The sequence below is a fragment of the Okeania sp. SIO3I5 genome (assembly GCF_010672085.1).
In the GTDB taxonomy this organism is placed as follows: Bacteria; Cyanobacteriota; Cyanobacteriia; order Cyanobacteriales; family Microcoleaceae; genus Trichodesmium.
On the sequence record NZ_JAAHHT010000159.1, the window covers coordinates 1 to 22,518 of the forward strand.

Annotated in this window: 18 protein-coding genes and 1 pseudogene; 7 read left to right on the forward strand and 12 right to left on the reverse strand. The window is 35.4% G+C overall.

Annotated features, from left to right (window positions below):
* The first annotated feature begins 114 nt into the window (after positions 1-114).
* Positions 115-297, forward strand: a complete 183-nt coding sequence (locus F6K40_RS27275; protein ID WP_293140245.1) for a hypothetical protein — start codon at positions 115-117, stop codon at positions 295-297.
* Positions 298-430: 133 nt separating this feature from the next.
* Here the strand turns inward: F6K40_RS27275 and F6K40_RS27280 are convergent, their stop codons facing one another.
* Positions 431-1,201 (reverse strand): SH3 domain-containing protein, encoded by a 771-nt coding sequence (locus F6K40_RS27280; RefSeq protein WP_293140246.1) that lies wholly within the window; start codon positions 1,199-1,201, stop codon positions 431-433.
* 454 nt (positions 1,202-1,655) lie between these two features.
* On the opposite strand from F6K40_RS27280, the gene F6K40_RS27285 reads away from it, so the two are divergent.
* The 3 genes from F6K40_RS27285 to F6K40_RS27295 all read left to right on the forward strand — a co-directional run bounded on the left by F6K40_RS27285 (position 1,656) and on the right by F6K40_RS27295 (position 4,115).
* Positions 1,656-2,999 (forward strand): NACHT domain-containing protein, encoded by a 1,344-nt coding sequence (locus F6K40_RS27285; RefSeq protein ID WP_293140247.1) that lies wholly within the window; start codon positions 1,656-1,658, stop codon positions 2,997-2,999.
* A gap of 490 nt (positions 3,000-3,489) precedes the next feature.
* Positions 3,490-3,654 carry a hypothetical protein gene (locus F6K40_RS27290; protein ID WP_293140248.1) on the forward strand — a complete coding sequence of 55 codons (165 nt, stop codon included), beginning with the start codon at positions 3,490-3,492 and terminating at the stop codon, positions 3,652-3,654.
* Between the two features lie 62 nt (positions 3,655-3,716).
* Positions 3,717-4,115 carry a hypothetical protein gene (locus F6K40_RS27295; RefSeq protein ID WP_293140249.1) on the forward strand — a complete coding sequence of 133 codons (399 nt, stop codon included), beginning with the start codon at positions 3,717-3,719 and terminating at the stop codon, positions 4,113-4,115.
* 385 nt (positions 4,116-4,500) lie between these two features.
* Here F6K40_RS27295 and F6K40_RS27300 read toward each other — a convergent pair whose 3' ends face one another.
* The 3 genes and pseudogenes from F6K40_RS27300 to F6K40_RS27310 all read right to left on the reverse strand — a co-directional run bounded on the left by F6K40_RS27300 (position 4,501) and on the right by F6K40_RS27310 (position 5,773).
* The gene (locus tag F6K40_RS27300) at positions 4,501-5,073 is read right to left on the reverse strand and encodes a Uma2 family endonuclease (protein WP_293140250.1); all 573 of its coding nucleotides are present in this window, start codon (positions 5,071-5,073) and stop codon (positions 4,501-4,503) included.
* Positions 5,074-5,192: 119 nt separating this feature from the next.
* Positions 5,193-5,579, reverse strand: a pseudogene (locus F6K40_RS27305) (Uma2 family endonuclease); the annotation flags it as partial.
* Positions 5,580-5,602: 23 nt separating this feature from the next.
* The gene (locus F6K40_RS27310; RefSeq protein ID WP_293140251.1) at positions 5,603-5,773 is read right to left on the reverse strand and encodes a hypothetical protein; all 171 of its coding nucleotides are present in this window, start codon (positions 5,771-5,773) and stop codon (positions 5,603-5,605) included.
* A 624-nt stretch (positions 5,774-6,397) separates the two neighbouring features.
* On the opposite strand from F6K40_RS27310, the gene F6K40_RS27315 reads away from it, so the two are divergent.
* Both F6K40_RS27315 and rsmA read left to right on the forward strand, forming a co-directional pair.
* Complete coding sequence (locus F6K40_RS27315) at positions 6,398-7,888, forward strand: FAD-dependent oxidoreductase (protein ID WP_293140252.1); 1,491 nt, start codon at positions 6,398-6,400, stop codon at positions 7,886-7,888.
* Between the two features lie 638 nt (positions 7,889-8,526).
* Positions 8,527-9,345: a 16S rRNA (adenine(1518)-N(6)/adenine(1519)-N(6))-dimethyltransferase RsmA gene (gene rsmA / locus F6K40_RS27320; protein ID WP_293140253.1), complete on the forward strand. Its 819-nt coding sequence runs from the start codon at positions 8,527-8,529 to the stop codon at positions 9,343-9,345.
* A gap of 738 nt (positions 9,346-10,083) precedes the next feature.
* Here rsmA and F6K40_RS27325 read toward each other — a convergent pair.
* Positions 10,084-10,692, reverse strand: coding sequence for a fasciclin domain-containing protein (locus F6K40_RS27325; RefSeq protein WP_293140254.1), 609 nt, complete (start codon positions 10,690-10,692; stop codon positions 10,084-10,086).
* Positions 10,693-11,728: 1,036 nt separating this feature from the next.
* Between F6K40_RS27325 and F6K40_RS27330 the strand changes: the two genes are divergently transcribed.
* Positions 11,729-15,127, forward strand: coding sequence for a CHAT domain-containing protein (locus F6K40_RS27330; protein WP_293140255.1), 3,399 nt, complete (start codon positions 11,729-11,731; stop codon positions 15,125-15,127).
* Positions 15,128-15,591: 464 nt separating this feature from the next.
* Here F6K40_RS27330 and F6K40_RS27335 read toward each other — a convergent pair whose 3' ends face one another.
* The 7 genes from F6K40_RS27335 to F6K40_RS27365 all read right to left on the reverse strand — a co-directional run bounded on the left by F6K40_RS27335 (position 15,592) and on the right by F6K40_RS27365 (position 22,307).
* The gene (locus F6K40_RS27335) at positions 15,592-15,750 is read right to left on the reverse strand and encodes a hypothetical protein (RefSeq protein WP_293140256.1); all 159 of its coding nucleotides are present in this window, start codon (positions 15,748-15,750) and stop codon (positions 15,592-15,594) included.
* A 363-nt stretch (positions 15,751-16,113) separates the two neighbouring features.
* The gene (locus tag F6K40_RS27340) at positions 16,114-16,275 is read right to left on the reverse strand and encodes a hypothetical protein (protein ID WP_293140257.1); all 162 of its coding nucleotides are present in this window, start codon (positions 16,273-16,275) and stop codon (positions 16,114-16,116) included.
* An 83-nt stretch (positions 16,276-16,358) separates the two neighbouring features.
* Entirely contained in the window at positions 16,359-16,703 is a 345-nt protein-coding gene (locus F6K40_RS27345; protein ID WP_293140258.1) for a hypothetical protein, read from the reverse strand.
* Positions 16,704-16,787: 84 nt separating this feature from the next.
* On the reverse strand, positions 16,788-17,195 hold the full coding sequence (locus F6K40_RS27350; RefSeq protein WP_293140259.1) for an SAM-dependent methyltransferase: 408 nt from the start codon (positions 17,193-17,195) through the stop codon (positions 16,788-16,790).
* Between the two features lie 334 nt (positions 17,196-17,529).
* Positions 17,530-18,177, reverse strand: a complete 648-nt coding sequence (locus F6K40_RS27355; RefSeq protein ID WP_293140260.1) for a class I SAM-dependent DNA methyltransferase — start codon at positions 18,175-18,177, stop codon at positions 17,530-17,532.
* A gap of 270 nt (positions 18,178-18,447) precedes the next feature.
* Complete coding sequence (locus F6K40_RS27360; RefSeq protein WP_293140261.1) at positions 18,448-19,896, reverse strand: hypothetical protein; 1,449 nt, start codon at positions 19,894-19,896, stop codon at positions 18,448-18,450.
* A gap of 971 nt (positions 19,897-20,867) precedes the next feature.
* A complete protein-coding gene (locus F6K40_RS27365) occupies positions 20,868-22,307 on the reverse strand; it encodes a pyridoxal phosphate-dependent aminotransferase (protein ID WP_293140262.1) in 1,440 nt (479 codons plus the stop codon).
* Between the last annotated feature and the right edge of the window lie 211 nt (positions 22,308-22,518).

Consider the following 22,518-nt stretch of genomic DNA (forward strand, 5'->3'; position numbering starts at 1 on the left):
TTTCAGGGGGTGGATGGGGTGCGGGGTTGTGGGAATTAGGTGTGGTGGTTTCTGACGTGTGCTTTTCAGGTTGGTTCGTGTGGGAGGTTGGTTCGTGTGGTTCGTGTGGTTCGTGTGGTTCGTGTGGGAGGTGTGGTTCGTGTGGTTCGTGTGGTTCGTGTGGTTCGTGTGGGAGGTGTGGGAGGTGTGGGAGGTGTGGGAGGTGTGGGAGGTGTGGGAAGTAGGAGGGGTAATTGTAGCTTGATTTTTCTGTGCTTGTCTGCCTTTTATCCTAACTTTTTGAGCATGAATAGCTGAAAACCTGATACTTTTTTCGACAGAAAGAAGGCAATTGCCTTCTTTCTGTCAATACTTTTAAATTTAATCAGGAAACCCTAATTATTGCCACTAGAAAAAAGAAGGAAAATTAACAATTTATTGAAAGTTTGAACTAAAAATTCTCGTTCCCTTCTATTAACACTAAAAATTCATATTCAAATCCACGGAAATTAGAATCTAATTGTAAAGTATATACCCCACTCACAGGTATTATACCTGTCCATTCACTTTCTCTACCTTCAACATTGGATGCTGTTGCCATAACTTGGCCATCAGGACTAATAATTGCTGGAAAAACATCTCCTAAATTTTTGATAATTAAGGTCTGACCCTGAATCATCCTGACTCGGTAGTTATGACTACCAGTACCAATAATCTGACCTCTAACAATAGCTGTGTCACCTTTTGGGGAAAAAGTAATAGTCTGATCTACTTTTGCACAACTACTGCGAGTTCGGTTCTTGGCAACCCAACCTGTAACAGGATTAGTAATTTCTAGCCAACCAGATTGTTCATTTGCGACAGAAACAAAGGTATTATTGTTAAGTTGACCAACTATATTACCCTTTTTAACTTCTGGACTGCTACGAACATTCAAAGGTGCATCAGGATCGTCTACTATGGCCATATTAATTTTACACCCCGATGTTGGTGGTGTAATCACAACTGGACTAGATTTTTGACTAACTAAATCTGAGGAGTTGGGAGTTGAAGATGAGGACTTTGATTGATGAGAAACTAGGTTGTTATCCAAGTTTTTTGCCTGGAAAGAATTACTAGCAAGTTGTGAGGAACCAGACTGAATTGTGAAATAAGCTATGGAAGTGGCACTGGCAAGTCCAGCTATTCCTGTAATGATTAGTTGTCCTATATTTAATGACATAATTTTTAGCTCCTGATCGACTTAATTTAGATGTTTACTTTTTGAGTCAATTTTAATTTTAATTACAAGCAGAACTGTTATAGCGCTACGCGCTAGGGAACAGGGAATAGGGAACAGGGAACAGCAGACTTTTAAAGGGTTTTTCTTATAGGGAAATGCTCCGCAAACAGGATTTAGAAATGTCCTAACCTTAATGCGTAGTCCTATAAGTATTAAAGCAAATATATTATAAATATTTTAACTACATAATATAGCAATCCGAGCATTGGTTGTGACAATTTTTATAATAGTTAATTTGAACTAAAAACTTTGACAATTATGACTTCTGATTCCTCTACGGGCGATTTCCTACGGAATGATTCGCAAACGCGAATCGCCCCTACCAGTAAAATATTACAACTTAAATAGGATTGCTACAGCTAATTAAACCATGTAAAAATAGAGTTATATAAAGGTGCAAAGAAATCGCGATAAACTATTAAATACAGTTAAGAGAGAAGTTCTGCAACTGCGATCGCAGTCTCTACACCATGCAGTGATAGTTAATCTTGTCCGTCAGCAACCACCTCAACAATTAAAACGTTCTTGGGATTTAGAAGTAAAGGTAGGAAAGCGCCCTATTTTTCAACTTCCTGCTAAAGTAAATATTATGCAGGTTTTTGACAGGATGAAAGGAAAATTACTAATATTAGGAAATCCTGGAGGTGGCAAAACTACAACTTTACTGGAATTAGCAAGAAGACTTATAATTCGGGCGGAAAAGGAGGCAAACACGCCAATTCCAGTTTTATTAGACCTTTCAAAATGGCAAAATAATAATCGGGAAATTTCGGATTGGTTAGTCGAAGAACTTAAGTTTCAGTATAATATTCCCAATAAAATTACTAGGAAGTGGTTAGAAAATCAGCTATTATTACCTTTAATAGATGGGTTTGATCAAGTATCTCTAGAATTGTCTGAATATTGCTTAGAAAAGATTAATAAATTCTCAGTGGATTTTCAACCAAAACACTTGGTTATTTGTAGTAGTTTTGCAGCTTATAAAAATTGTCAGAATAAGTTAAGAGTGAATGCTGCTGTTTTGTTACAACCTTTAAAAAATAGCCAGATTCAAGATTATTTATTGGTTGCTAGAAGTCGAGAACTTTGGAATTATATTCAGGATGAACCAGAGTTATTAAATTTAGCTAAAATACCATTAATGTTAAGTATGATGACTTTAGCTTATGAGGAAATTTTAATTGCTGCTTGGAGAAGAATTACTTCTAAAGATGGAAGAGAAAAATATTTATTAAATGCTTATATTCGTTCTCAATTAGGAGGAGAAAATAACTATAAATGGTATTCTAAAAACCAAGAACCACTACCAGAACAAACAAGACGGTGGTTGACATGGTTAGCACAACGAATGGCAGCAGAAAATACTCAGGAATTTAGAATAGAAAAATTACAGTCAAGTTGGCTAGATCCTCATGGCGAGTTACAGACATATCAGTTAATTGTTAATTTGATTAGTGTCTTATTTTGGGGGTTTACTTTTGGATTTATTTTTACCTTGATTTGGGAATTAAAGGAAGGGTTAATTAGTGGTGCTATTGGTGGATTAATTGGTGGATTAATTGGTTTGCCCGGATTGAAAAATTTGGTGCTGCGAATTGTTTTATTTAGTAATGGGCATATTCCCTGGAATTATCGTCGTTTTCTGAATTATGCTAGTAGTCAATTATTGTTACAAAGAATTGGCGATCGCTATCAATTTATTCATCATTTATTGTATAAACATTTTACTGAAATGTAGTGGGAATTCAAAATGCAAAATTCAAAAGTTAAAAGTTAAAAGTTAAAAGTTAAAAATTAAAAGTCATATTTTATAAGTTCAAAACTTTGACACTACAGTAATTTCAGGAAATTATTTCACATATATTATTTGAAACTATTTGTAACATTCTTTTTTCAAAGTATAAAAAGCTAGAAGAGAGAAAGTTTTTGACATGATATTACTCGATAATATAATTAACTAGAACTAATTAGGGTTTCCTGAAAAAGTTTTTTGGTAGGGGGAGGAGTCAGGAGTCAGGAGTCAGGAGTCAGAATTTGCTCATGTTTTCAGCTTATTATAGCCAAGAAATAGTTTGTTACGACAATAGTAAAAATTCAAACAAAATACTTAACAAACAATAGGCAATTAAAAAATATCCTAAGTATTTCTTTCCCTGCTATATAAAAATTGTCACAATCAATTTAGGATTGTTATACAGCAGATTTCCGGCAAATGATGTACGGGGTAAATGTTGAAAATTGTAGTGCGGGCATCTTGCCCGCGACGGGTGTACCTCATAACAACGGGAAGCACTATATATGAAAAAGATAGCAGAAATTATGCCAATAATTCAACTTTACAAAATGAATCTACAAAACAATTTATTTGTGATGCAGAGTCATGTCTGAAGTAACTCCTAATTGAAAGATTTATTGTAATGGTGGTCTAGATGGACTTGAAATTTTTAGAAAAAGTATGATTGGTTCAATTAAACACTTGGTAATTGGTGGAGAATATAGAGCATATTTAATGTCATTAGGTGATGAAAATCAGGCTTCGATTGAAAAGGAATTACCAATGTTGTTTTCTCATGGTATTTGGAATTTGGAATTAACATATATCTATCCAAAACCATTTGCTTTTTCTGATTGGTACTGCAATCGGAATCCAACTTTATCTGATGAAGAAAAACTATGGTTGGAAACCCTCAAAAAACAATCTAAAAATTTCATGCATTACTGCCTCATAAAAGCCAAGTTAATTGATGATAATTCAAAATCTTTTAAAAATACAATTGATATTAAGATGTGGGAATCAGGCTATGAATATAATATACCTTATAGTAGTGGTTCAAAACAGAACAACCTTCAATAAACATTTCTAAAGTAGGGAAGTGGGGGAGTGTGTAGGGACATTACATACAACGTTCGAGATAGCAATCTTATTTTAGTTGTAATATTTTACCGAAAAAATAAGGTTTAAAGCCTCTCCTTGAAAGGAGAAAAAAGCGGTTGTTTGCGGAGCATGACCTAGGATAGGATGGTGAGATATCCCTCTCTTACAAAGCCGCTCCGAAGTGCGTCATATAATCTCCCCTTGAGAAGAAAAAAATTCCTTTTAACCAATCCTTCTATTACATAAGAGGTAATAATTAATTATTAATTATTAATTATTGAAGACAGTTTTTTTCAGCAATAGCTAATAGCTGATAGCTGAATGCTTACTCTTAAATAAGAATTTGCTGTCTAATTAACTAGAACTAATTTATAGTAGAAATTCCTGCTTTATTAAAAACTTGTTCAGCAGTTAATTCTAATTCTTCAAATAAAGAATCTATCAGTACAGTATCTCCCATATAAGTTTGTGGCGGTGCATCTGGATAAAAAACTGTAATACTCCTAGCTTTACTATCAACAACCCACACCCTTAATACACCCGCATCTAAATAATCTCTAGCTTTAGCTGTGAGTTTACCAAATGTCTGACCAGGAGAAATAATTTCTATTACTAAATTTGGTGGTACAGAACAAGCTAAATCTTCTTCCCAGTCTTCAGGAAAACGTTCAGCAGCAAGATATAATAATTCTGGAACAGGCATCCAATCTTTTCCTTTTTTTGTTAACTTAATTGCTAATTCTGGATAAACTTCACCTTTGTCTTTGCACCATTCATCAATTAAATATAATAATGCACGAGTCAATTTAGAATTAAATTTTTTTGGTGGCATTTTTGCTACTGCTTTTCCATCAATAAATTCATAAATAATATCTCCATCTCCAGGAGGAAGTTCGAGAAACTCTTGCAATGTAAGTTGATTTTTTATTTGTACCATTTCGTCGATTTTAGGGTATACTATATAACGGTAATTTGGGGAGAGCGATCGCTTCTTTTTTTGTTCCTTCTTCCTGAAAATTTATTGCCTATTCCCAACTTTTACAAGAGTTCAATTATCTATGGCAAAAACATTTCTGCAAAAGATAAAGAAAGTGATGGAAAATTCAAGGGATTAATTACTCCACTATCTGACAAAATAGTTTCTGATTTGTAACCTTTTGGTGTGGGATAGCGACAGATATAAACTTGGCGGTTACTTACATCTAAAACCCAATATTCAGGAATATTTGCTTTGGCATAAATAAGTGTTTTTTCTTGTCTATCTATTTTCAAGGTTGTGTCGGAAATTTCGATTAAAAAGAATATTTCCTGTGAACTGGGGTGGCGATACGGCTGACGCCACGCTCCGCGAACGCCATAAACTTGCGGATCGATTTTAACAATAGCAATATCTGGTTCTGGTTCGGAAGTTGATAATGTAACTGGCAACTGCATTCTGACATGAGCTTTCTGATTTAATTGAACTTTTAAATAATCAGATGTCCGTTGAGTTGTTGCAGCATGGGGGCACCTTGAGGATTCATTTCAACAATACAACCTTCTAATAGTTCGACACGGGATTCAGGTGTAAGAATACCGCAGTTGATCATTTTATGGTATTCTGTTACCGTCCACAAGTGAATTTTAGTTGTCGTCATTAGTTTTAACTCCTTTTATAGTAGTCAATAGTCAGTAGTCAGTAGTCAGTAGAAAGAGCTGTTATTATCATTTTTGAACCTGAAATAATTCGATTCTGCCAAATATACATCTGACTTTAACCATTTTTGTTGACAAAACTATTTGTAACATTCTTTTTTCATGCATGGTATAATATAACTCAGAACTTACGCAGGCGAAACTATAAACCTGTTTTTTTCGTCAATGTTAATTGTTAAAAACAACGATTTCTCCTAAAAACTCGGTTTCTTTGTGTAAGTCCTAATAGCTTTAAACTTATACCAAAAATAATAGCTTATAGCTGATAGCTGAATGCTTACTAAAAAGCTTATACTATTTTCAAAAAATACTGCTACATTAATCTTTGCTTGGTTAAGATTGTTTTGAAAAGTTAAATTAATAAACATTACTGTCTGACAACATTTTAAATTTTAGACATTGGTGAAATAAGGTATGAAATTCCTATTGGAATAAGATTTATAGATAGTAAGGAAAAAAGATATTTTAACTACTAACTACTAACTACTAACTACTGACTACTAAAAATCATACAATCATTAACCAACGCCAAATTTTAATATTTCAACCTTTATTCTTGATAATTTATGTTTCACGAACAACTATTTAATATTCCCCTAGAAGCACAACAAAAAATCGCTATTATTGGTGGGGGAGCTATGGGAATTTCCCTTGCTTCTATCCTTTCTCAATTAGGAATTGCCAAAGTAACACTTCTAGAAGCTGAATCTATTCCCTTAAATCATTACAGTGCTTCCCTTAATAATACAGGGATTTTACATCATTTTGTTTATGGAGGACATTTTTCTACATTAGAACTTTTGTTTAAGCAAACTATTTTGTTTAAAAAAGTCATGCCTGACTATGTTTTTGAAGATAACTATGTCAACTATGTAGCTCCTAACATCGAAGGAAATACAGCCATTTATCAAAAAGGCGTAACTCTCAAAGATGTTAGTAAAAATTTGATGGAAATTTACAAGAACCACATTAATAATTATCCATCAGAGCAAATTTTTGGCTCTGCACAAGAACTGGTTCAGCAGATCGATACAGAAGAAATTTTATGGGGAACTGGAGACAAAAATTCCTTCAATGGAGCAGTTAAAGTTAAACAACCAGTTCTAAATATCGGTGAATATTGTAGTCATTTAAGTCAATTGCTTAATGAATTAATAAAAGAGCAAAAAATTAATCTGCAAACTAATCATAGAGTGACTAATATCGAACTCAGCGATCGAGGATTTAAACTGAAGATTAACCATGAAGAAAATTTATACTTCAACACAGTTATTAATACAGGATATGCAGGAGGATTGGAAATTCCAATTCCCTCTTTTTCAGGAGAGAAAGAAGTAGGAAATATTGTTAAATTAAAAGTTTATGGACTATATAAAATTCCCGAAAATCTCAAGAATAAAATTCCTCAATTGATAGAAAATTTCTCCAGTACGTTACTAATTCGCGGGCAATACGCAGGAATCATTAAAGCAGGTGAGGATCGTTTGGCTATTTTTTATGGATTAGAATATGATCAAGCAGAACTCTATATTCCTTTGGCTAAAACTCCATTCAATTTACCTCAAAATTGGATAAGTTGGATAAGGGATGAAACTAACTATTTTGGTAATCGAAATGAAACTTCTATTCTCCAAGCTATTCAACAAGGAGTATCTCAATGGATACCTTGGGTAGGACAGTTAGAACCAATAAAGTTGAAAAAAAATCTTCAAGTTTATCCCGGTCAAAAACCTGCAAATGAATTAGAAGTTGCTAAAAGAGATCATAATCCTATTCGTTATCATTATCAGCATCAAACTGGCGAACAATATATTCACATTCCTGGAGCTAAGTTAACATCAGTTGTTTATCATTCTTTCTTGATTATTCATAAGTTATTACAAACTTATATTAACAAAGGTATTTTGACGGAACAAGAGGTCAAGCAACACCTGATAATAGATAATAATAGAACTATAATTATTTCTCCAAAATTAGAATCTTTACTAGGGAAAGGATTGCCACAATCTCCTCCAGAAAAACGGGAAAAAGTTATGAGGGAATTAAATGTTTATTAGACATCTCCAATAATAAAAAATCAAATCAATTATCTAACTCTTATTCATCAATTATTTCCCCCCACTCCCTCTTTTCTGGAGATATCTATTACAGCAATGCATGAGGATTGTGAGGTACACTTAATCTTTTTGCAGTTCAGCCTTCTAGACTGTAACAAACAGGATGCTTGAACTGCCAAAATTACTAAATAAAATTTTGTACCTCACGCGCCTCCGAAATTGCTGTAAATTCATGTAATTTGGTTATATAGCAATCCTAAATGATTTGTGAGAAAAAACTGTAGGTAGGGGTTTGGTATTCAACAATTAATAATTAATAATTATTAATTAATTATTACCTCTCCTTGAAAAGAAGAGAATTGACTAATCATGAAAATTTTTTCTTATTTCTCCTTTAAAGGAGAGGCTTTATACCTTAATTATTCGGTAAAATAGGATTTGGAAACCAAACCCCTACGATAAAATATTACAACTGAAATTAGGATTACGACATATTACGACCGAAAAATTTGGGTCTGGTGCCGACTCTTTTAAGAGGATAAAAAAAGAGAATATTCTTGAGTTCCAGTCCCCTTATTGCAGATGTACTATTCCCTGTTCCCTGTTCCCTGTTCCCTATTCCCTGTTATATAACTAAAATGACTATTAAACCTCGAAAAAGATTTGCTCAACATTGGCTGAGGAGTGATAAAGCTCTGAATAAAATTGTCCAAGCTGCTGAATTATCCGAGAGCGATCGCCTCCTAGAAATTGGGCCTGGTACAGGTATCCTGACTCATCGTTTATTACCTCTAGCAGGTTCACTTGTTGCAGTAGAAATTGATAGAGATTTATGTCAAAAATTGGTCAAAAAAATTGGCTCTGTAGAAAATTTTTTATTGTTACAAGGAGATATTTTATCCCTAGATTTAGAAACTAATTTGGCACAATTTCCGGCTTTCCAAAATCTTAATAAAGTTGTGGCTAATATACCTTATAATATCACGGGACCAATCCTAGAAAAACTATTAGGAACCATTGCCCAACCTCTAACCAATACTTATGATTTAATTGTCTTATTATTACAAAAAGAAGTAGCAGATAGAATCTGTGCTAAACCAGACTCAAAAGCTTATAGTTCCCTATCAGTAAAAATTCAATATTTAGCCAACTGTGAATTTATTTGTGATGTTCCTGCTAAAGCATTTTATCCGCCACCCAAAGTAGATTCGGCAGTAATACGATTACGCCCTCAATTAATAGAACCCCAAGCAAATAATCCAAAACAAATGGAAAATTTAGTTAAATTGGGTTTTGCTAGTAAACGGAAAATGTTGAGAAATAATCTGAAAGGAGTTGTCGATCGCGATCGCCTTTCCGAGTTATTAGAAAAGTTAAAAGTCAATCCTCAAAGTCGTGCAGAAGATTTAAGTGTCCAGGAGTGGGTGACACTTGCAAATAATTTAGAGGAGTCTTGACACTCTTACCGTGAAATCATAGATGATTAGCACTGACGCACGCGAAACTCGGTTGCTACAAAAAATCCTTGGTTTAAACAATAAAAATCTATGATCAAACCGGGATAGTCGTGCATTGTAATTAGGGCTTGTTGATTAAATCTAAAAGTATTTACAGATAAAGGTTTTAGCCTTTTTTGCTCTGGAAAAAGTACAAGGTTTTCGTTCTCGGAGTCTCAAAAAGTTAGGATTTTGGGTTGACTATCACAGAAAAATCAAGGGATAATTCTTCCTCCTGTCTCCTCGCTCATTCCCCATTCCTCCTGTAGGGGCGAGCAAGCGAATCGCCCCTACAACTCCTGACTCCCCCTCCTCGGAGGGGTTAGGGGTGCCTCACCCATAAGACTTTTGAGCGCAAACCCTAATTATTTTTGCTACGAGAATAGTCGGAGCATCTTGTTCGTAATCTACCATTACGGGAGCAGGACTGCCAAAACCGGGTTTCTAGGTTTGATGTGTGTCAGTCCTGTTATCAAAATAATTGAGTCGTGGAACCATGTCTTTTAATCAGTTATCAGTTAAATCTTTTTTCTAGTTCGATCAAGAGAATAAAGTAATATAGCAGTCGAAGCAAAGGGTGCGGAAATTTGTAAATCCTGTTTGCGGAGCATTTCCCTATAAGAAAAACCCTTTGACAGCTTACTATTCCCTATTCCCTAGCGCATAGCGCTATAATTTAACTTCTAACTTCTGACTTCATTAAAGTTTTTGTGGCATCAAGACTTCATCCACTAATATTATCACTCCATTCTTAGCACGTTGGGATGACTCAATAGTGCTTGACTCATTCAGAGTAATTTTCTCCTCAGTATCATATAGATTAATTTTAATTCGATCGCCAGAAATAGTTTCTACCATTCCCTCAGCCACCTCTTCATTAGAAACAGTACCAGGAACAACGTGATAGTTCAAAAGTTTAAGCAATTTCTTTTTGTTTTCTGGTTTGAATAGCTCTTTCCTTGTAGCTTCTGGCAAAGCTGCAAAAGCTTCATCTGTGGGGACAAACACTGTATATTCTACTTTGTTGGCATCAGGGGAATTGGATGAGCGGAACTTTTCCATTAACCCTGCTTGGTTTACTGCTTCTGCAAAGGTTTGGAAATTCTGATAATACTTAATAGCTGCATCAAATTCTCCAGCAATCGTACCATCAACACTGCGACTTGTTGAGTTTCGCCGTGGATTAAATATCGCAGCAGAATAATAGTTTTGTGCTAATACTGGCAAACCAATTAAAGCGGTGGCACCGATAGTTACTAGGAGGCCAGTAAATTTTTTGATCGGACTTGAGAAAGCTTTAGTGTTCATTATTACTTTTTACTTAATTATCAAATGTTTAAAGAACAGATATTTGTGTGGCTAGTCAAATACATGATTGGTTACACCCACTATTTGGATATATTTTGGATATATTCAAGAATTACCAACAATTATTTAAGTAATTTACCCAATCATTTCATGTATTTTAGTCCCTTTTTTACGGGTGGTATAACAAATGATTGGTTTGACCCCTATGCTTGTTTGTCAACCATTTGGTACAAAAGCCCGTAGGGGTTAAACCCACTATCTACTATACTAATAAATACCCATGAAAGTCAAGGAAATTTCTGTTTTTTTCATATATTAGCAGATTTCAGTTTTAAGAGGGGTACAACCAGTGATTGGTATTAACCGCTAGGTAGTTTGCTACCCACTAAGGTAAAATGCCTAATATGGTTATACCCATCAAAAATATACGATTTAACTATAAAATTAGCTATTATAAAAATAAAATGTGGATACATTTTGCTTTGATTTTAGTATTTGTGTTATTCACATATTATGAATAGTTTGATTGAAATTCTAATTTTAAGATTTTGACTTTATTAAAAAATAAGGTTTCTTGCCTCCCCTTTTTAAGGGGATAAAAAAAATATTTGGTTCATCATTTCAATCCCAATGGTGAGCGCCAGAGTTACTTTTAACGCAGTTCAAACGATATGAAGCTAACTGATAACTGAAATGACCCACTAGGTTAAGTTATTACCATTCAAGGTTGGATACCTAGTATGGTTATACCCGTCAACATAAGTGACTTAAGAAACAAAAAGATACCAGGTCAAGCTATAAAATTAGCTATTCTTATAAAAATAAGATGTAGATAAATTTTGATTTTATTTTAATATTTGTGTGATTTAAAAATTGTTAGTATTAATTTTATTATGAACAATTTTGAACGTAATTATGCTCGGCAAATAGTTAATAAATAATCGCAATTATTAAATATAATTTCAATTAATTTTTTTGCTCAATAAAATGATCGGCTATTCCTATTTATTTTTCGAGAGTAAACGGAGAAAGTAATATGAAATCAGAATCCCCAAAATCATCTAAAGCAAAAACAGAAATTTTCAGAAAAATAGGAAATAAAAACTCCGAAATTAAAACAAAAAAATCTCAAGTTAGTAAATCTCAAAACAGTTCTGAACGATCAACTGTCTATCTGTCGCCAATCGCAAATATAGCAGCTAGAATATCTCCAATTAGCTATTTAGCCTACTTACTATTACCTCCTGTAGCCAAAGCACAACCTATTAAAACATCAACAGATGGTACAAATACAATAGTTGAAAAAGCAGGCGATCGCTTCAATATTCATGGCGGTAGACTATCAAAAGACGGAGCAAATCTTTTCCACAGTTTTCGCGAATTTAATCTTGATAAAGGTCAAACAGCAAGCTTTTCCTCAACCGAAACAATTAAAAATATTATCACTCGTGTAAATGGTGGTAACTCTTCATTTATTAACGGTTTAATTGAAGTAAAAGGAGGAAATCCTAACCTAATTATTGTTAATCCAGCGGGAATTCTTTTTGGTAAAAATGCACAACTGAATATACCCGGAGCTTTGTCTGCCACTACTGCTACTGGCATCCAATTTAATAATCAGTGGTTCAGCGCCATAAATAAAAATAACTATGCCTCACTGGTGGGAAATCCCACTGCCTTTACCTTCCCCAAAGAACCCGCACCAATTATTAATAATGGCAACCTGGAAGTCAAACCAGGACAAAACGTCACTCTCATGGCCGGGAGCGTCGTTAATAATGGCACTATCACGGCCCCCGGGGGCGAGATTCGTATTGCTGCTGTGCCAAATCAGTCCATAGTAAGAATTAGCCAAGAAGGACATTTGCTGAATTTGGAAATATCCAGCGATCGCTTACCAAATACTCCAGATGGGCAAATAGATCCTTTGTCTTTACCACAGATGTTGACTGGGGAAGGTACCAGGAGTCATGCGACAAAAGTCACTATGAATCAAAATGGGCAGTTTATCCTAACTGGAGATGAAACAGTAGCAACTACCCCCGGTTCCGTGGTTATCTCCGGTAATATTGATGCTTCAAACACTCAATTTACTAACCGTTCCGTACCTCCTCTGAGTCAGGACAATACAAGGGTAGTAGGGGGAAAAGTAGAAATTTTGGGCGATCGGATCGCTCTTAACCAAGCTAATATTAATGTCTCAGGGGATGGTGGTGGTGGAACAGTTAACCTAAGTAATTATACGGTTAACCAGGAAAATAATACTAACATTTATATCAGCTCAGATTCTGTAATTTCTGCCAACGCTAATTTGACTGGTAGGGGTGGAAATGTAGCGATCGCTGGTCAGCAGATTGATATATCTGGCCACATCAGCGCCCGGGGTAGTGGAAATTTAGGGGAAGGTGGGTCTGTGGAAATTTCTGGTGGAGGAAGTCTTAGTGGCACAGTTGATTTAAGTGCTAATAATAATGTTGGGGAGATACGACTGGAATCAGAGAATATTACAGTCAACTCAGAAAATAATTTCCAAGTTTTGGATGGAGAAAATAATCAGTTTAGCAACTTGAATATTTCCGAAAATTCTTTAGAACAAATGACTAATAATGCAGATGTTACCTTGGCAGCAACTAACGATATTACGATTAATAATTTATCTGATAATCAACTAAATTTAAACGCTGATAGTCAAAGATTAGATACAGCTCAAACTCAGGTCAAATTTGTAGCCGATAGTGACCAAAATCGCAGCGGTTCATTTACTATAGACAATCGAACATCAATTGTAAACAGAAGCAGTTCTTTAATTATTTCTGGTGAAAATTTAACAGTAGGTAAAATTACAAATAACGGTGGAGGCACCATCGGTCTAATGAGCAATCAAATTAATTTTGCTAGTGGCAGTAATTCTATTAATAATGTTGACGGCCAAGTTAATGTTCAACCGAGATATCCCACTGAAAATATGGTGATTAACGAAAATATTAATCTAGAGCAAAATGCCAATTCTAATTTAGAAGAATCTACTGTTTCTTCTGCTGAAACTGGTGAATTAGAAGATAGTTCTCTAGTTCAATCTTCCTCAACTGAACTGGTTAACAATGAGAGTAAAAAAGAAAATAATAGTCTCGGAAGCGATATTACTTCAGATCCGAAAGTACCAACTATTAACACCCAGTCAGCAAATCTAATTCTTGCTAGTTTAAATCGCCGAGTATCACTGGATAAAATTGATAAAATTCGTAGTACAGCTTTTGCTAATGAATTAAACATTAATCTAGATAACTCACCAACTATTACTGAAAAAAGTATTAGAGAATCACTAACTGCCGTTGCTAATCAAACCGGAAAAAAACCAGCAGTTATTTATATTATTTCTCAACCTGAATACCTAGAATTAATTTTAGTTACCTCTGAAGGTTCACCAATTTTTCAGAGAGTGGAAGCTGCTAATAATGATGAATTACGTCAACAAATGCGCAGCTTTATTGGAGGAGTAAGTCATCCCAGTCCTAGCAATCCCAATAAATATTTAACTGCCTCACAAAAATTATATAAATTGTTAATTTCACCCCTAGAACCAGAATTACAAAAACAGGGAATAAATACACTTCTATTTTCTCTCGATCCAGCCATGCGCAGTATTCCTTTTGCCGCTCTCCATGATGGGGAAAAATTCTTGATAGAAAAGTACAGTATGGGATTAATTCCTAGTATTAATATGACTGATACTAGCTACAAAAATATTAAAGATTTATCAGTATTAGCAATGGGAGCTTCAGATTTTCAAGACCCTAATATAGTATCTTTACCTGCTGTTCCTCTAGAGTTAAAAATGATTCGGCAAAATTGGCGGGGAAAAATTTTCTTTGACGAAAGTTTTACATTAGAAAATCTCCAAAAACAACGGATAAAACAGGGAGCAAGAATTGTACATTTAGCAACTCATGGCTCTTTTCAACCCAGTGCACCTAATGATTCTTTTATTCAGTTATGGAACGAACAATTAAAGTTTGATGAATTACGAAAGTTAGCCAAAAATGGAGAACCAATAGAATTATTAGTATTGAGTGCTTGTGAAACTGCCTTCGGTAATTTGGATGCAGAATTAGGTTTTGCTGGATTAGCTGTGCAAGCGGGAGTTAAATCAGTTTTAGCCAGTTTATGGCAGGTAGATGACGGGGGAACTTTAGGATTGATGAGAGAATTTTATCGGCAGTTGAGTTCCCAAGACACTACTGTGAAAGCAGAAGCATTGAGACAAGCACAGATAGCAATGATTAATGGGGAGCTACGTCTGGAAGCAGGAAGGTTAAGAAGTGGACGTGTTGGGGATGATGGTGTGAAACTGCCAAATGCTGAATTTGCTGAAAACATGAGTTTTTCCCATCCTTATTATTGGGCTTCTTTTATGATGATCGGTACTCCTTGGTAAAAGTGGGGAGTGTGGGAGGTGTGGGAAGAGTGGGAGGTGTGGGGAGTGTGGGAAGGGTGGGGAGTGTGGGGAGTGTGGGAAGAGTTTTGGTTGTGACGATGTAATATCAAATCTGGTAGAGAAACCAGGTTTGTATTACAGCGCTTTTCATATTGATGAACTACATCGTCACAACCAGAATCTTGTAGGGAGCGTTGCATAAATGCGGGATGATTTTAATAGTTTTGTGGAAGTGGAAGTGGAAGTGGAATAGGCATCTTGCCTGTTCCGGTTGTGCAGAGCGTAAAGTGTGGGAAACGCCCTAGTAGGACTGGCAAATCTAATCTAAAAGCACTGATATATAAAGTTTTTACAGCGGTTTTCATTTCAGTAGACCACAGTAGGGACGTTCCATGGAACGTCCCTACAAGGTTTTGCTTATGGCAATGTGGTTCATCAATTTGAAAAGCGCTGTAGGATTTTTGTCAGGAAAAAAGTGCAAAGAATTCAGCCTTTAAGACCAAAAAGTTAGGACGAAAGACAGACACTTCCCAGGAAGATACAGGTACAATTATTCCTCCCACACTCCCCACACTCCCCACACTTCCCACACTTCCCACACTTCCCACACTTCCTTGACGCACTACCCCTGTTCCTTAATATTTGTGGACGGGCAGGATGCCCATCCCACTTAATATATATTCATCCCTTAATTCAGCAACGCCCTTGTAGGGACGTTCCATGGAACGTCCCTACTGTGGTTTACCCAAATGAAAACTGCTGTAAACGCCCTATAGAAGCCATTTGGTATCTCGGCAAAGTGAGGCTTTTTGGCAAAGGAGTCAGGAGTCAGGAGTCAGAAGTCAGGAGATGAAGAAATAATATAGAATCCGGGTAATTAGTTATCGTATCGCTCTAGGAGTCAGGAGTCAGGAGTCAGGAGTCAGGAGAAAGAAAAGATTGGAATAGCATGAATTCTATAATTTGTATTCAGTAGAACATCTGTATTAAGAGAAAGTAATTTTGCAATTACTGTATAACCGGATTCTATATAAAATAGGGGAAAAAAGTAGAAAAATGCCTCCATCTTCCCACACTTCCCACACTTCCCACACTTCCCACACTTCCCACACTTCCCACACCTCCCACACCTCCCACACCTCCCACACTTCCCAATAATAGATACCAAATGGGTTCTATAGAACCCATTTGGTATCTTTTCCGTCCAAAGTTATACTAAGTAGCGATTTCTCTACTTCCTAAAATGCAATATTCCCCATTGAATCAAGCCACTTTTACCCATTTCACAACAATCTAATAATCGTTGCTTTTTTTTATCAAAAAATTCTTGACTCCATAGCTGTTCTTCAGCTTGAATTTGTTCCATTTTTTGCCACAGTTGTAAGTAGTTCAAGAGAATATTATCTGTTAATTCAATAATTTTAATTTCAGACATTCCAATTTCCTTAGCAACTTTTCTATACTCGTCTATATGCAAGAAATATACTTTATGAATTCCTCCTGTATACCAGTTCATTACCTTATTTATGTCTGCTTCTGAAGGGCGATCGCCACTGAAAAAATAGGTACAAACCAAAAAATTACCGCCTTTGACTAAAACTCGATTTGCTTCCCTAAAAGCTTGTAATTGAGTATCGCTGTAGAAAAAAGAATCTTGCGCCTAAGCTGCATTAAATGTAGAGTCAGGAAAGGGTAAATTTTCAAAACTACCTTGGTATACATTAATTAGATCGCTAAATTTTTGTTCTTGATTACGTTCAATATTAATCGCATTTTGCTCTTCGCTGATATTCAAACAAGATACTTGACAACCATATTTTTCAGCTAAGTATCTTGCTGCTCCACCATATCCAGAACCTAAATCAAGCAAGTGACTTTTACTGCCTATTTCTAATAGAGATGCCATGTATTCTGTAGTTCGTTTCTTGGCAATATGTAAATCTTCATCAGAATGTTTAAATATGCCACAATGAGTATGTTCTCCTGATACTCTTTGGTAAAACAAATCTATATCTTTGCTATTAAAGTAACCTTGATTAAAGCTATCAATTACTGAAAAATTTGACATTAATTTATTGAGAAGTAATATTTAGAATTTAGAATTGTATAATTTAAAAATGAGAATTTACCAATTTTTAATTCTGAATTCTATATTTTACCGAAATAATATCATGTTCGGTTGAATACTTATAAATAATTATCAAGGAGTCAGGAGTCAGGAGTCAGGAGTCAGAATTCCTGGAGAAAGGAGTCAGGAGAAAAGTAGAAGTGTAATATCTTTTCCCTACTCTCAGAGCTGAAATTTTATTCATAACTGATTATCCGAACATGATATAATTCATAATTAAACAATTAGATAATTCAGGTTTAAAGTCTCCCTAAAAGGGAGAGGTAATTATCAATTATCCATTATCCATTAATGAAATAACCTGATACGTCCAGACTTCTAAAATAGTATCCGAATTTGTATTAGGATGGGAATAATATTTCTCCCCACGTTCTAAAAACTGCCATTGACTAGATGATTCTAATGCAGTCATCTTTGTTTGGAAATATTGGTTAATTTCATAAAAGTCAGGACGCAGAGTAAAAATAATATAACCTTCTGGTTTGGTAATACGAATCAACTCATCAAAAGCAGAACTTGGAGCATGATTATAAGTAAATACGCCAACACAGATAACTGCATCAAAAAAGTTAGTAGGAAAATCTAAAGTTTCTCCTAAAACTTGTTTGTATAGCTCAGTGTAAATATTTTTCTGACGTGCTTTGTTCAACATTCCCTCAGAAATATCAATCGCTACTAAGTTAGTGTAGTCATAGTCGTATAGCACTTTACCAGCTAAACCTGTGCCGGAACCAGCATCTAAAATTTTGCAACTTTTAGATACATATTTAAGTACAAAATCTGCTACTTTTTCCGGCGATAGATAGTCAGAATCTCCTATTAAATCTTGCTCATATTCATCTGCCCATATATCGTAGTTTTTCGTAAGTTCTTGATTATTATTAGAACTGTAAACTCGATCTACTCTCTCTTTAATACCCATTTTTTTTACCCAAAATTATTATATTAAGATTGTGAATTTAGAATTAAAAAAGGTAAATTTACCAATTTTTCATTCTGAATTATATACGGTAAATTTACCAATAAAACCTAACCCCCTTGCCCCCTTACCTTGTAGGGAAGGGGGTTTCAAAGCCTCTCTCCTCGCAGGAGAGAGGCTTGGAGAGAGGTTTATATGAATTTACAAACAGCTTCTAAAATATAGAATTAAAAAAGGTAAATTTACCAATTCTAAATTCTGAATTCTATCTTGTTATCGTTTTAACTTGTTACCACGAACCCCTTCTTGGAGAAGCTTACTAACAACTCCTTTGTCTGGAAAGAAACTATTTCTATCCAACGATATTTGCTGAGGATTAGAAGAACATTTTTTCATCTCTTCTAAAAGTAATTCTGCTCCATCTTCCGGACTGTAGAAAGTTCTTTCGGGAGAGAGCAAACTATTACCCCGTGCTAAAGTTCGATCAATTTTTCCTTGAATTGCTGATAACTTACCCCTGCCATGAATAGTTGCTGCTCCCTTAACTGGATACAAATATTTGTCTTGTTCATATTTAGAATTCATATCAATTGATAACCCAGATCCATTGAGAGCTAAATAAACTTCTCCTGGGGATAGGGAAACTTCTAAATATGTATCTGACACTTCCTGATTTCCCAAAAACTGAATCATGCGATTGGTAAACTCTACAACTAAGCTTCCATTTGGATTAGAAGATTGAAATGTAGATTTAGCTCTCAATAAATAACCACCATAACTTGCGTCTTTTTCTAAAAGTGGAGTTTCATAAACACCTCGTTTAGCATCTCCCCCCAATACACCCATCACGAATGAAAACTGAGGTTTAGTTGCTTCCTCAACTACCCATTTGACAAATTGTTCGGGAGTTTGCTCTGCTGGTATCAAGTCTTGGAAAACTGCTACCCAGTCGTCGTAAATTGGCAATTCTGGAGATGGAATCCGAAAAATCGCCTCTATAGGAATAAAAGCAGTTGGTTCTCGATTAGGATTGCTAATACTCAGAAAAACAATAATCAGAGGCACATTCGTCTGCTCATTCCAGTAACCATCAGTATGTTGCTTAATAGAACCTCCTCCATATCCAGCATTAACATCATATTTATCTGGATCTGGACGCATTGTGTGCATGGTGGAATTGAGATCCATATCTAAATCCATCCAGGGGAATTGATTGTGAATCCCACAAATTGCCCCCAATAGTAGTTTAGGCACAACCAATTTAGTTGAATATTTCTGAATCTCTTCCCAAGTATTTAAGTGTTCGGGAATCCTAAACCCATTTGGAGAAATCAGATCGGCAGGATCTATGTCTAAAAACATATCGTCCGGCAGCATTTTGATTTTTTGAATGTAGGAAATAGAATCATCATTGCCTTCTTGACATTTACTAGCGGATGAAAACAATTGTCGGTAAGCTTCGAAACAATCTAAAGCTGCTTGTTCTCCATGCTCTTGTAGGATTTCGCTAACAGCATAACCTAATTTTTTGATAACAGTCAGATTGCAATTTGGATAATAACCCTCTTGTTGGGATAGGGAAAGTTTTGTCCCTGCATATTTCATCTGAGGATCGAAATCTTGGAGATCGTAACCTTTACTTGCCACATCTATTAAGTAGTTAGCGATCGCTCTTTGTGTTTCTGACTTTAGTTCTATGACATCTAATTGTTTTCGGATCATATTGAGACTCCTTTAATCAAAATGGATATAGAACCCATTTGGGATCTATTGAGAGATGGGGAGATGGGGAGATGGGGGCATTTTTCTACCTTTTTCCCCTATCCTATTTCTCTAGCTCCTGACTTCTGACTCCTGAAGACTGACTCCTTTGCCAAAAATAAGCACTTTTGCAAAGATACCTTCAGGGGTTCTATAGATTTTCTTTTTCGTTAGGACTTACGCAGACAAACTCAGAAACTGGGTTTTTTCGTAGATGTCTATAATAAAAATAACAGACATCTCCAAAAATAAAAAATGAAATCAACAGGACTTACGCAAAATATAGAGTTATACACCATCTGTAGGGGCGAATGGCATTCGCCCTTACTAGATATAGCGATATAGCGTTTCTGCGTAAGTCCTGATCAATTCAAGATATGAAATCAACAGTTTCATTCCCTATTCCCTATTCTCTGACTCCTGCAAGAAGTCTAACGTATCATAAAAATCCGGTTTCTTTGGGTAAGTCCTGTTCCTACAGGAGTTATATCATGTTCGGTTAAATAGTTCAGGACTTACCCAAAGACTCTATATATTAGTGTTTTGGTGCGTTACGCTGGCGCTAACACACCCTACTAGACCGTTTCATCTTAAATGATGCAATAGAAAACTCTCTAGAGATTGCTTTCCTGACGGAATGCTCCGCAAACACTGTCGTTCGCAATGACAAATCTAATGCACTATTTTAGCTGAAACAGTCCACTACCAATAGCATTCATGCGTAAGTCCTATAGTTATTATTAGGAATAGATGGAATAAATATCTCAAAACCCTGAGATTGCTTCCTTCCACTCCGTTCCAGTCGCAATGACTTTATAGTTAGTGTTTATCCGAACATAATATTACGCATGGATACTAAATCAATTGAGGGCGAATGCCATTCGCCCCTACAGATGGCATTTTTAAGGTGAATTTGGGTAAGTCCTGTCCTATTAAAATTGTATCAATTTTTGTAGACTTTGATCAATTTGATTTAATGCCTGACTTATCAGCTTTTCTCCTTTTTCTTCCGTCTGTTGGCGATCGATTTCTTGATGAGAAATTTCTACAAGAGCTTGCGGTAAACCTATAGAAAATCGTACATAACAATCTTCTGGTTTTCCCATCGGTACTGCGTTCACTTTAGCTTGCACCAATAACCATAATGCCACATCTAAGTTTGTATTAATTTGATTTTGACAAAATAGCGATTGAAAATCAAATTTTCCTGCCACGATAGTCCGTATACGTTCCAGAAAATCTACACTTACTTTTAAACCCTTTAAATGAGAAAAATTTGTATATATGTACATTCCTGCTGGCGGCACAAAACTTGCTGGTTGGCGATCGAAAACTTTCAAGAGATCATGCTTTTCAAATATAGAATTTAGCCCCAAGGCGAATTGATTTAAGCGACTCGCGTAGATCTTACGCGCCCATTTTAGAGTGTTGTGTGGATCGGGTTGAATTATTGCATTTAAGGCTACTTCTCCTAAAAAATTAGAACTAATAAGAGTTGCTTTTTGAGTAATTCTCAAAAATTCCAACAACTTAGTATTTTTCGTAGCTCCTATGCCTACCAATAAACCTGCCACACTTTCTTTTGATAAACTACAGGTAATAAAAAATGATTCCATCAATTGTTCCAGAGAATGTTTCTCCGCTCCCTGAGCTACACTTAATCTTTTTTGTAATGTTGCTCCCAAAGTAGCAGATTCATGGCTATCTTGATGATGAAATAATGGCACATAAGCATCATCAGTCAATACTAATAGTGGTGTCCCTCCGACTGTTGCTCGTCTATCAACTTCTGTCATTAAAGTATCAGCGATCGCATTCCAGTCCGCTTCAGTCAAAACAGCACCACAAGGATTATTCGGATAATTGAAAACAATCATTTTGGCATCTGGATAATTTTCAAATGCTGTTTTAATTGCCTCTGGTTTTGGCTTCCAATTATCTTCTTCTTTTGTCGGAATAATTACTCTTTTAGCTCCAGCTAATTCTATCGGTTGTTGGTATTGGGGAAAATCAGGCTCAATTAGAAGCACAACATCCCCTGGATTCAGAATTGTGGTACAGACACAGTAGAATAAGTGGGTAAAACCTGCTGTGATGTTAATTTCACTAGAGTCATACTCTAAACCATAGCGTTGTTGAAAATATTGAACTGCATCTGTTCGCGCTTTCGGTGAACCATAGTGTGGTGCGCGGTAAAGAGACATCTCTACCGATCTAGCTTGATAAATAGCAGATTTAACTCCAGGAATTAATCCGTGTCCGGGAGAACCACTCGCAAAGCTAATAACATTATCGCATTTTCTTCCTAATGCACCAAATATGACAAAAGGAGATGCTGGTAAATTCTGAACTCTTGCAGAAATTAGGCTCATGTGACTATCCAAACTTAAAAACTACTTGAAATTAACTATAGCAACATAATTAATAATTAATAGACATCTCCAGAAAAGAGTGAGCAGGGAGCAGGGAGAAAGAATTGATTATTTCTGTGGGATAATTGATTTAATTTTTTTTATTATTGGAGATATCTAATAATTAAATAATTCACCTTTAAAACCTCCCCAATAAAGGGGAAAAATAAAA